This is a genomic window from Arthrobacter sp. I3, assembly GCF_000520575.1.
Taxonomy (GTDB): Bacteria; Actinomycetota; Actinomycetes; order Actinomycetales; family Micrococcaceae; genus Arthrobacter; species Arthrobacter humicola_A.
Window position 1 is genome coordinate 73,583 of the sequence record NZ_KI914969.1, and the last position, 12,056, is coordinate 85,638.

Annotated in this window: 8 protein-coding genes; 6 read left to right on the plus strand and 2 right to left on the minus strand. The window is 67.8% G+C overall.

Annotation, left to right across the window (positions count from 1 at the left end; all coding sequences use genetic code 11):
• Nucleotides 1-38: 38 nt before the first annotated feature.
• A complete protein-coding gene (locus Y706_RS0121460) occupies nt 39-2,678 on the minus strand; it encodes a trehalase-like domain-containing protein (protein WP_028278190.1) in 2,640 nt (879 codons plus the stop codon).
• 202 nt (nt 2,679-2,880) lie between these two features.
• On the minus strand, nt 2,881-4,212 hold the full coding sequence (locus Y706_RS0121465) for a right-handed parallel beta-helix repeat-containing protein (protein WP_028278191.1): 1,332 nt from the start codon (nt 4,210-4,212) through the stop codon (nt 2,881-2,883).
• A gap of 239 nt (nt 4,213-4,451) precedes the next feature.
• Between Y706_RS0121465 and Y706_RS0121470 the strand changes: the two genes are divergently transcribed.
• The 6 genes from Y706_RS0121470 to Y706_RS27060 form a co-directional block, all read left to right on the plus strand.
• Nucleotides 4,452-5,768, plus strand: a complete 1,317-nt coding sequence (locus Y706_RS0121470; RefSeq protein WP_018774004.1) for an ABC transporter substrate-binding protein — start codon at nt 4,452-4,454, stop codon at nt 5,766-5,768.
• 77 nt (nt 5,769-5,845) lie between these two features.
• Complete coding sequence (locus tag Y706_RS0121475) at nt 5,846-6,796, plus strand: carbohydrate ABC transporter permease (RefSeq protein ID WP_028278192.1); 951 nt, start codon at nt 5,846-5,848, stop codon at nt 6,794-6,796.
• Entirely contained in the window at nt 6,793-7,761 is a 969-nt protein-coding gene (locus Y706_RS0121480) for a carbohydrate ABC transporter permease (protein WP_028278193.1), read from the plus strand. Before Y706_RS0121475 ends, Y706_RS0121480 begins: the two co-directional genes overlap by 4 nt.
• A gap of 2 nt (nt 7,762-7,763) precedes the next feature.
• Nucleotides 7,764-9,884, plus strand: a complete 2,121-nt coding sequence (locus Y706_RS0121485; protein ID WP_028278194.1) for a beta-galactosidase — start codon at nt 7,764-7,766, stop codon at nt 9,882-9,884.
• A 9-nt stretch (nt 9,885-9,893) separates the two neighbouring features.
• Nucleotides 9,894-10,712, plus strand: a complete 819-nt coding sequence (locus Y706_RS0121490; RefSeq protein WP_028278195.1) for a DeoR/GlpR family DNA-binding transcription regulator — start codon at nt 9,894-9,896, stop codon at nt 10,710-10,712.
• 119 nt (nt 10,713-10,831) lie between these two features.
• Nucleotides 10,832-12,056: alpha-galactosidase (locus Y706_RS27060; RefSeq protein WP_253906870.1), on the plus strand; the 1,225-nt coding region annotated here is incomplete at its 3' end.

The window sequence follows — 12,056 nt, forward strand, 5'->3', positions numbered from 1 at the left end:
GCGAGTAACGGCGGCCGGCCTGTCCGCGGGCCGGGTGGTCAGTTCTTCTGGTGCTCATGCAGGAGCCGGGCGCAGCGGATGAAGCCCAGGTGCGAATACGCCTGGGGATGGTTGCCCAGGTGGGTTTCCGTGCCGGGGTCGTATTCCTCGGGCAGCAGCCCCGTGGGACCGAACAGGTTCACCAGCTGGTCAAAGAGGTCCCAGGCCTCCTCGATCCGGCCGACGGCGATATAGGCCTCGATCAGCCAGGTGGTGCAGATGTGGAACCCGCCCTCCAGGCCCGGCAGGCCGTCGTCGTACCTGTAGCGGAAAACCGTGGGCCCCACCCGCAGTTCCCGCTCCACCGCCGTGACGGTGGCCAGGAACCGGGGGTCGTTGACGTCCAGCAGGCCGGACAGACCGATGTGCAGCACGGCTGCGTCCAGGTCCGGACTGTCGTACGCCACGGTGTAGGAGGACGCCGACTCGTCCCAGCCCTCACGCAGGACTTCCTCCCGGATCTTCGCCGCCGTGGGCTCCCAGGCCGGCAGCGGTTCCCGGCCATGCCGGACAGCCGTGCGCAGCGCCCGGTCGAGCGCCACCCAGCACATCACCTTCGTGTAGACATGGTGCCGCGGCGCCCGCCTGGCCTCCCAGATTCCATGGTCGGCCTCCTGCCAGCGGGCCAGCACGGCTGCGGCCATCTGGACCAGCAGGTCCCAGTGCCCGTCGGAGAGCATGCCCTGGCGGGCGCTGAGGGCGTGGATCAGCTCGGCGATCGGGCCGAACACGTCCAGCTGCACCTGGTGGTCGGCGGCGTTCCCGATCCGCACCGGGCGGGATCCCGCGTAGCCGGGCAGGCTCTCGATGATGGCCTCGGTGGACAGCGGCGCCCCGGTCACGGAGTAGAGCGGATGGAGCCACTCCGGACCCGGGGCGTGGGCCAGGATCCGGCCCAGCCAGGCCAGGAAGCCCTCGGCCTCGGCCGTGGAGCCCAGGTCCACGAGCGCGTTGACGGTCATGGACCCGTCCCGCAGCCAGCAGTACCGGTAGTCCCAGTTGCGGGTGCCGCCGATTCCCTCCGGCAGTGAAGTGGTGGGTGCGGCCAGCACAGCGCCGGTGGGTTCATGGACCAGCCCCCGGAGCACCAGCGCGGACCGGCGGACCAGCGACGGCTTCACGCCGGGCAGCTGCAGTTCGTGGACCCAGCGCCGGGAGTGATGGGCGACGGCGGCGCGGCGCCGGGCCTCATCATCAGTCTCGTCCCCGGGCACCGCGGGCTGCGGTTCCGTGTCGCCGCAGCGCAGGTTGAGAACCACCGGCCCGTCCCGCAAGTCGACGTCTCCGGTGGCGGTGCCGTGCCGGCCGTCCGAGGTGATGGAAAAGGCCACTCCGGGCGCCCGAAGTATGATGGGGTCCGCGGTTCCCACGACGTGCAGTTCCGTTCCACGCGCCTCCATGCTGAACGGCGCATTCGCGTAGTCCGGCCGCGGAGCGAAGACGATTCTCGCCGTGCCGGTGCCGGACAGCACCCGGACCAGGCTGGTGATGCCGTCCGGGGCCGGCTCCAGATAGTCCGTCACGGTGACGTCGGCCCACCGGGTTTCGACGATCATGGTGCTGTCAACGTAGCGCTGGCCCAGGACCTGCGAGGACTTCGCCGGTTCCACGGAGAAGTGCCCCGCCGCATCGCCGCCGAGCAGATGGGCAAACAGCGACCCGCTGTCCGGCAGCGGGTGGCTCATCCAGCAGATCTTCGCGTCCGGGGTGATCAGAGCGGTGGACGAGCCGTTGCCGATCATGGAATGCCGCTCCAGCCCCACGGCGTCCTCGCCGAACAGCCACGCCCGCCGCAGTTCGAACAGGATCGCCAGGACGCGGGCGAACGACTCCGGGTCCCGGAGCGTGTGGGCCGCCACGGTGGGCCCCTCCCCCACGCGCAGCGCCATGTCCGGCCCGCGCAGCGTCGCCATGGCCAGCTCATCGCTGAAGGCGTCGCCGGCGTAAAGGGCGGCGCTCACGCCGAGTATGGAGCGCAAGTGCTCCAGCGCGGAGGCCTTGGACGGCTCCACCACGGAGAGATCCAGCACCGAGCCGTCCACAATGAAGTGCAACCCGTGCGCCCGGGCGATCTCCTCCGCCTTCGTGGCGGCCAGTGCGACGACGTCGGGGGCGGCCGGGCGGGTATGCACCGACACGGCGACCGGCTTGCGCTCAATGCTGATGCCCCGGTAGGCGCCGATGGTTTCGGCGAGTGCCTGGCTGGCCTGCTGCAGCACTGATTCGGTGGCGAGGGACAGCCCGTGGGCGTAGCCCATGTCGAACTCCGCGCCGTGCGAGCCGACCAGGTGCACCTCCGCGGGGAGCCGTGAGACGGCGGCCAGATCCCGCAGCGACCGCCCGGAGATGACGGCCGCGTGGGTGTTCGGGAGGGCTGCCAGCGCCCTCAGCGCGATCGCCGCGCTGCCCAGCGGCAGGGTCTCGGTGGAAATGCCTTCTGCTGCGCACAGCGTGCCGCCGTAGTTGCAGGCCACGAGCAGCCCGGGAGCGCGGGCCAGGATCTTGAGCTCAGCCAGCAGTTGCGGCGTGAGCCCGTCGTCGGCCGCGTTGGTCTGCACGAAAGCGCGGAGCAGGCCCAGCGGGAGGGATTTGGTGAGAAGCGCAGAGTCGGCCAGGGCCTGGTTGAACGGTGTGGGCATCGGCGCGGTCCTTCGAGTAGTCCCCAATGCCTGCATGCGAATCGTCCCCGGGAGGACGCACTTCAAGTATCCGCCCGGGACGATTTCGCATGGGTGTCCCGGCAGTTGCAACTATGTAACATCCGCCGGGCCGCCCCGAACACCCTGGGACCAGCGATGGCACCAGTGCCGGTTCCTTGCTGCGCCGCCATGCCCTTGCGTTTCAGCAGCCGGCTGGCCTGTATTCGTAGGTCCCCGCATCGGCCGCGCCGCCGCCCTGGCAGTCGCCCTTCTGGTTGGCCGGCCGCCCGTCCAGATCCAGGGGGAAGGGGCTGACCCCGGCCCGGTCAATGGCCGGGCTCGCGCCGGAGAGGTGGAGATCGGCGGGTGCGTTGACAAAGTCGGCCGGCTCGGTGGTGGAGGTGGCATTGGGACTGATGTTCGTGGGGCCGTTGAGGACGTTTTCCTGCTCCGTCCAGCCGGCGCCGTCCATCCACAGCGCGTTGCGGGCGGCCACCAGGATGTTTCCCCTGACGACGGTGGAGGCCGGGCACGACGCGTGGCAGACCAGAGCCTGGGAGTCCGCGCCGTCCAGCCACACGGTGTTGTATTCGAAGGTGGTGCCGTTGGTCGGGCCGAAGGAGGACGTCCTGCCGCGCGCGATCAGCCCCATGGCCTGGGAGCAGTTGGGGCCGCAGGTGGACCGGACCAGGTTGTAGCTGTACGTGTTGCCGTCGGCAGTTCCGCCCTTCCCGCGCCCCAGCTCGGAGAAGACGTTGTTATCCACGGCCACGTTGTGGTGAATCCTGTTCCGGTTGCCGTTGAATATTTCGAACGCACTGCCGTCGTGGCCAAAGTCGTAGGACACGGCGGTGGAGCCGGTGACGGTATTGCCGGCGAACTCGTTGTCGCTGCCGTTGATCAGGAAGCCAAAGGCGCCCGAGTCGTCATCGCACTTCAGGGACGTGGCGGTGCCGCACAGCTCCCCCGGCGTATTGACGTTCATGATGTTGTTGTCGGCAAGCGTGTTGTTGGTATAGGTGCCGAAGTCGGAGCCCTCGCTCACTTTGATGCCCGCGGCATTGTTCTTGGCGGCGGAGTTCCGCACGGAGCCGTGGTCGCCGTAGATGCTGAAGCCCGCATAGCCGCACGACTCCGCCCGCAGGCCGTCAACGGCGATGTAGTCGCCGTCGAGCCTGACGCACGTTCCTGCCAGTCCGCCCGTAAGGACGGGCGGATCGCCACTTCCATAGGCATTCAGCGTGACCTTGAGCCGGCTGGTGCCGCTCTGGCCGACCACAAGGCCACCGGAGAAGATGTCTCCGCGGCGAAAGCTGACCGAATCACCGGGCCGAAGTGCAGTGGCATTGACCTTGTCGAGCGTCGCCCAGGCTGATTGCGGCGACGTCCCGCCGTTGGCGTCACTGCCGTCGGCGCTCACGTAATACGTGGCGCCCTCGGACGACGCCGGCGCGGACGCGGGCGGGCCGCCGAGCAATCCTCCCAGGAACAGCAGGACGAGCAGCGTGGCGGCGGCTGTGGACTTGATCTTCATGGGTGCACCTGGGTTTTCGCCATGTATCCGCGGTTCCGGGCGCCACCGCCAACCGGCGGACCACATCGGCACCCTGAGGGGCTTAACGCTAAGAGCGGCCCCGCCCTAAGTCAACGGACGAATCCGGTCACGCGCAGCAAAATGTTCTTTTTTGCTACTTGACGTTCCTTATTGTGCGATTATGATAGCTAATGATGTGAGCCGCTTCACTCCACCCGCGTTATTTCAAAGGAGAAATTATGACCATGCATGAAGACGCACTGCTCCGGGCCTCCAGCCGAGGCGGGTGGGACCGGAGGACGCTGCTGAAGACCTTCGGCGCCGGAGCAGTCGCGATGGCCGGCATTCCCCTGCTCTCGGCCTGCACGGGCGGCAGCGCACCTGCCAGCGGCGGCGCCAAGACGGCCACGTTCGGTTCCGGGTCCTCCGACGAGGTCCCCAAGGCTGCCTACAAGGCGGTGACCGACGCTTTCCAGAAGAAGTCCGGCATCGCGGTCACCACCAACGTGGTGGCGCACAACGACTTCCAGAACAAGATCAACACCTACCTCCAGGGCAGCCCAGACGATTCGTTCACCTGGTTCGCCGGGTACCGCATGCAGTACTACGCCGGTAAGGGGCTGCTCGCCCCGATCGATGACGTCTGGGAAAAGGTCGGCGGAAACTACTCCGATGCCCTGAAAAAGGCCTCGACCGGCGCCGACGGCAAGATGTACCTGATCCCGAACTACAACTACCCCTGGGGCTTCTTCTACCGCAAGAGCCTCTGGACGGAAAAGGGGTACACCGTCCCCACGACGTTCGATGAGCTGAAGGCCCTCGCCACCAAGATGAAGGCCGACGGCCTGATCCCGATTGAATTCGCGGACAAGGACGGCTGGCCCGCCATGGGCACGTTCGACTACCTGAACATGCGCCTGAACGGCTACCAGTTCCACATGGACCTCACCGCGCACCGGGAAAGCTGGGACCAGAAGAAGGTCAGCGACGTCTTCGACACCTGGAAGGCCCTGCTCCCGTTCCAGAACCCGAACGCCCTGGGCATGACCTGGCAGGACTCGGCGAAGTCCCTCGCGGACAAGAAATCCGGCATGTACCTGCTCGGCTCCTTCCTCACCCAGCAGTACACGGACAAGGCAATCGCCGACGACATCGACTTCTTCCCGTTCCCCGAGGTCGCGGTGGAAGGCCGGGACGCCATCGAGGCACCCATCGACGGCCTGCTGCTCTCCAAGAAGGGCGGCCAGAACCAGGCCGCCCGGGACTTCCTGGCCTACGTCGGCACCCCGGAAGGACAGGATGTGTACGCCTCGGTCGACTCGTCCAACATCGCCACCGCCAAGGGCGCCGATACCTCCAAGTTCACTCCGCTGAACAAGAAGCTGGCCGAGGCCATCAGCGGCGCCAAGAACATCAGCCAGTTCTTCGACCGCGATGCCCTGCCCGCCATGGCCAACAACGTGATGATCCCGGCGCTCCAGTCGTTCATCAAGGACGGCAACGTCGATGTGAAGAACCTGGAAGCCCAGGCCAAGTCCCTGTACGCCGCCCAGTAGCGGCGTGCTGACCGCGCGGTCAGCACGGCTCTTTTCCTCTGCATTTCACTCTGCATTTCACAAGGCAAGGAATCTCCATGAGTGTCTCTACCAACCCGTCGGCGCGGGGGCGCAAAGCAGCCGCAGCCCCCGCGCGGCGGGTTCGGCGGCTGTCCGGCCGCGACAAAGTGGTGCTCGGCTTGATGGTGGGCATCCCCACGCTGATCCAGCTCGTACTGGTCTGGATCCCCACCCTCATGTCGGTCGGACTGTCCTTCACCCGCTGGAACGGGCTGGAGCTGACCGACATCAAGCCCGCCGGCGTCGAGAACTACCAGTTCATCGCCCAGGATTACCCGCCGTTTTGGCCGGCCATGCAGCACAACGTGCTGTGGCTGGCGTTCCTGGCACTCGTCGCCACCCCGCTGGGGCTGCTCCTGGCCGTGCTCCTGGACCAGAACATCCGCGGCACGCGGATCTACCAGAGCATCTTCTTCGCCCCGGTAATGCTCTCCCTTGCCCTGATCGGGATCATCTGGCAGCTGTTCTACAACCGGGACAGCGGCCTCCTGAACTTCCTGCTTGGCACCGCCGGCACGCCCCAGGCCGTCGACTGGTTCGGGGATTCCAGCGTCAACATCTGGGCGGCCCTCTTCGCCGCCACCTGGCGGCACGCCGGCTACGTCATGATCCTGTACCTGGCCGGGCTCAAGGGCGTGGATCCGACCCTGCGCGAGGCGGCCCAGATCGACGGAGCCAACGCGGTCCAGACCTTCTTCCAGGTGGTCTTCCCGGCCATGCGCCCGGTGAACGTCATCATCATCGTCATCACCGTCATCGAATCCCTCCGGGCGTTCGACATCGTCTACGTGATCAACCGCGGCACCAACGGGCTGGAACTGATCAGCGCCCTGGTCATCCAGAACCTGGTGGGCGAAGGGCAGGTGATCGGCATCGGCTCGGCGCTGGCCGTCATCCTGCTCGTCATCTCGCTGATCCCCATCACGTTTTATCTCTCCCGCGCATTCGGAAAGGACAAAGAGGCATGAGCATCGCCCATCCAACCGATGCCGCCGCGGCCGGCAGCCCGGCAGACGCCCGGCAGCGCAGCTCCGGCCCAGGCAGGACCGGCCCCCGCCCCGGCCGCCCGGCCAACAACAAGCAGGGCAAGAAGCACTACGGCACCCACGTCTTCCTCATCGTCATGGCGGCGATCTGGCTCGTACCCCTGGCCTGGGCCATTTTCACTGCCCTGCGGCCCAAAGCTGACACCGACAAATACGGCTACTTCAGCATCGGCGGCGCCTTCAACTTCGACAACTTCGCCCAGGCCTGGACACAGGGCGGCTTTTCCCAGCTGTTCTGGAACTCCGTGCTCATCACGGTCCCCTCGGTGTTCCTGATCCTCTTCTTCGCCTCCATGATGGCGTTCGCCGTGAGCCGGGTGAGCTGGAAGTTCAACATCACCCTGCTGATCATGTTCACCGCCGGAAACCTGCTGCCGCCGCAGGTGCTCGCGGCGCCGCTCTTTGAAATGTTCAAACACTTCGAGCTTCCCTACGCCGTCAGCGATTCAGGGAACCTGCTCAACACCTACATCAGCGTGATCGCCGTGGACACCGCCTTCCAGATCGGCTTCGTGACGTTCGTCCTCTCGAACTACATGAAGGCCCTGTCGCCCGAGCTGACCGAGGCGGCCCTGGTTGACGGTGCCGGCGTCTGGCGCCAGTACTGGGACATCATCCTGCCGCTGTGCCGCCCGGCCCTGGCCGCCATGGGCACGCTCGAGGTGATCTTCATCTACAACGACTTCTTCTGGCCCCTGCTCTTCATCCAAAGCGGAGACCGGCTTCCGGTCACCACCGCGATCAACAACCTCCAGGGCCAGTTCCTCTCCAACTACAACCTGATCGCCGCCGGCGCCATGATCACGGCTGTTCCGGCCCTGATCATCTACCTGCTCCTGCAGCGCCACTTCGTGGCGGGCCTGACCCTCGGCTCCAGCAAAGGATAAACGTGGACAACAGCTCCAACCACAACAACGCCATGGACTACATCACCGCCCGCCTCGGCTCCGAAGGCTCCCCGATGCTGGCATTCGGCGGAGACTACAACCCGGAGCAGTGGCCCGAGGAGACCTGGGACGAGGACGTCCGGCTGATGCGCGAGGCCGGCGTCAACCTGGTCAGCGTGGGCATCTTCAGCTGGTCCCTGCTTGAGCCGTCCGAGGGCGTCTACGAGTTCGGCTGGCTGGACCGGGTCCTGGACCTGCTGCACGCGAACGGCATCCGGGTGGACCTGGCGAACGCCACGGCGTCGCCGCCGCCCTGGTTCAGCCACAAGTACCCCGAGTCCCTGCCCGTGACGGCCGACGGCGTGCGGCACAGCTACGGTTCCCGGCAGGCCTTCGCGGCGTCGAGTGCCGATTACCGCCGGGCCGCCGCGGCCCTGACCGAGCAGATCGCCACCCGGTACAAGGACCACCCCGCCGTCGTGATGTGGCATGTCCACAACGAGTACGGCTGCCACAACCAGCCTGATTTCTCGGACGGTGCCGCCGCAGGTTTCCGGCGCTGGCTCGAACGCCGGTACGGCAGCCTGGAGGCCCTCAATGCCGCGTGGGGCACCGCCTTCTGGTCCCAGCGCTACTCGGCCTGGGAGCAGATCCTGCCGCCGCGCACCTCCGGGACCTGGGTGAACCCGACCCAGCAGCTGGACTTCGCCCGCTACTCCTCCGATGAGCTGCTCGAATGCTACAAAGCCGAGGCCGCGATCATCCGCACGCACTCGGGACATCCCGTGACCACCAACTTCATGGGTTTCAACATGGGCCTGCACCAGCCCGTGGACTACTGGCGCTGGTCCGAAGAGATGGATGTGGTCTCCAACGACCACTACCTGATTGCCGAGGATCCGCGGAACTTCCAGGAACTGGCGGCAACCGCGGACCTCACCCGCGGCTGGGCCAAGGGCAAGCCGTGGCTGCTCATGGAGCATTCGACTTCTGCCGTGAACTGGCAGCCGCGCAACATCGCCAAAGCGCCCGGCGAGATGCTGCGCAATTCCCTGCAGCATGTAGCCCGCGGCGCCGACGGCGCGCTCTTCTTCCAGTGGCGGGCCTCGCGGGCCGGCGCCGAAAAGTTCCATTCCGGGCTGCTGCCGCACGCCGGCACGGACACCAAGGTTTGGCGCGAAGTGGTGCAGCTGGGCCAGGCGCTGCGCAGCCTGGCCGAAGTCAGCGGCTCGGTGGTCACGGGCGCGTCCGGCCGGGTGGACGTCGCGATCCTCCACGACACTGACGCCCGCTGGGCCTCGGAACTGGACTCGCACCCGAGCGTGGACGCCTCCAACATCGCCGAAACCAGGCGCTGGCACGATGCCTTCTACCGCGCCGGCATCCCCACCGACTTCCGCCAGAGTACCGATGACCTGTCCGGCTACCGGCTCGTCGTCGCGCCGATGCAGTACCTCGTGAGCGATGCCGGGGCCACGAATCTGGACGCGTACGTGCGCTCCGGCGGCCACCTCGTGGTGACCTATTTCTCCGGTATCGTGGACGAAAATGACCACATCAGGCTTGGCAGCTACCCCGGCGCGTTCAGCGGACTGCTGGGCGTGAAGATGGAAGAGTTTTTCCCGCTGCGCGGCGGCGAAAGCATCCGGCTCAGCAGCTTCGGGGCGGGAACCTGCTGGAACGAATTGGGGCATGCCACCACCGCCGAGGTCCTCGCGGCCGTGGAAGAGGGACCGGCCGCCGGTTCTCCCGCCGTGACCCGTAACCGTGCCGGAAGCGGCCGCTCCTACTATGTCGCCACGTCACTCGCGCCGGAGGGCCTGGGCGAACTGCTCGCCGTCGTCTGCGCCGACGCCAGGGTGCAGCCGCTCGTCCCGGACCTGCCGCCCGACGTCGAAGTGGTCCGGCGCAGCAAGGACGGGACGGACTGGACGTTCTGCATCAACCACGGCGCCCACGACGTCCGGCTGCCGCTGGAAGGCGTGGACCTGCTCACCGGCGGCGAGCTCGACGGCGGACTCGGCCTCGCGGCCGGCGGTGTCGCCGTCGTCCGTTCGGCTGCCGCCCGATTGGTCGGCACCTCCGCCAGCCACTCAAACCAGTCAAGCCACTCAAACCTGTAAGGACTCCACATGCTAGCCGCAGCCCGCCATTCCGCCATCCTCGCGGAGGTCCAGCGTGAACGGATCGTCCGTGTCGCGGACCTCGCCAAGATGCTCGGCGTCTCGCTGATGACCGTGCGGCGGGACATCGAGGCCCTCGACGCGGCGGGCGCCGTGGAGAAGATCCACGGCGGGGCCAAGTTGCCCGGCGGCGCCGGCACCCACGAGCCAGGCTTCGAGCTGAAGGTGACCCAGCTCAAGGACGAGAAGATGGCGATTGCGCAGGAGGCGGCCGCACAGGTGCGCGAGGGAATGGCGGTGGGGCTCAGCGCCGGCACCACCACGTGGGCGCTGGCCCAGCTGCTGTCCGCCGGCCCGCGGATCACGGTGGTCACCAACTCGGTGCGGATCGCGGACGTCTTCCACCAGGGCGCCTCCCCGTCCACCGTGATCCTGACCGGCGGCGAGCGCACACCCTCGGACGCCCTCGTCGGGCCGCTGGCCACTTCCTCGCTCAAACAGCTGCACCTGGACGTATTGTTCCTCGGCGTCCACGGTGTCGACGCCGATGCCGGCTTCACCACCCCCAACGTGCTCGAGGCCGAAACCGACCGGGCCTTCGTCACCGCGGCCCGGCGGGTGGTGGTGCTGGCGGACCACACCAAGTGGGGCACCCTTGGCATCAGCACGATCGCCGGCCTGGAGGACGCTGACGAACTCATCAGCGATGACCTTCTGGGCAGCGAGGCCCGGCGCATCCTCGGCGAGCGCGTCGGCCGGCTCCGCCTGGCCCATACCGGCGACGCCCGGAGCATCAGCGCAGCCAGCCCCGCGGCAGCCACAGGCTGACCGCCCGGCCCCCGCCCACCCAAACCACTACGCCTGGAGCTGCCGTGAACAACCCGGACCTCACCCTTGCCGCCGAGACCCGCTCCCCCGTGGGCGTCCCGGACCTGTTGCCGCAGAATCTGGAGCCGTTGTACCTGCGCCGCTCCGGAACGTCCCTGCTGATCGACTTCAGCACGGGCGAGGCCGCCATGCTGCACTTCGGCGCCGACCTCGGGCCGGCCCTGCCGGATCTTTCGCTGCTGGGCCAGGCCGTGCCGCACTCGGCCCTCGACGTCCCGGTGACGCTGGGCGTGATCCCGCAGGCGTCCTCCGGCTGGCGGGGGCGCCCCGGCCTCCGCGGCCACCGGAACGGCCAGGCGTTCTCGGCCCGTCTGCGTGTTGTCAGTGTTGAACGGTCCAGTGCTGAGCTGTCCAGCGGCGGCCGGTCCCGCGGGGCGGACTGCTCGGCCGTCATCACCCAGGCCGACCCCGAGGCCGGTGTCAGCGTCCGCACGGAGATCAGGATCAACGACGGCGGCCTGCTCCAGCTCCGGCACCGGCTCGACAACGACGGCGCCGGCCCCTACAGCGTCGACGAACTCGCCGCCGTGCTGCCCGTTGGCCGCGCCGCTACAGAAATCCTGGACCTGACCGGCCGCTGGTGCCGGGAGTCCCACCCCCAGCGCCTGCCGCTGCGCCAAGGCACATGGGTCCGCTCGGGCCGGCACGGCCGGACCGGCCACGACGCCTCGCTCCTGCTGGCGGCCGGCACCCCCGGATTCGGGAACCGCCACGGGCAGGTCTGGGCCGTGCATCTGGGCTGGAGCGGCAACCACGAGAGCTTCGTTGACGCCGCCGCGGACGGCCGGACCGTCCTGGGCGCCTCGGAACTGCTCGGCGCCGGCGAGATCAGCGTGGCAGCGAACGCCAGCTACGAGACCCCGTGGCTGTACGCTGCCTACTCCGCCGCAGGCCTGGACGGCATCAGCGATGCCTTCTACAGCTGGTTCCGCGGGCGCCCGCACCATCCCGGCGTGCGGTCCGGCAAGGCCCGTCCCGTGGTGCTCAACGTCTGGGAAGCGGTGTACTTCGACCACCGCCTCGAGCCCCTGCTCGAACTCGCCGAAGCGGCCGCCGGGCTCGGCGTGGAACGCTTCGTCCTCGACGACGGCTGGTTCCGCGGCCGCCGCGACGATCACGCCGGCCTTGGCGACTGGTACGTCGACGAGGACCTGTGGCCCGCGGGCCTCACGCCGCTGATCGACGCGGTCACAGGCCACGGCATGGAATTCGGGCTCTGGGTCGAACCCGAAATGGTCAACGAAGACTCGGACCTGGCCCGCGCCCATCCGGACTGGATCGCCG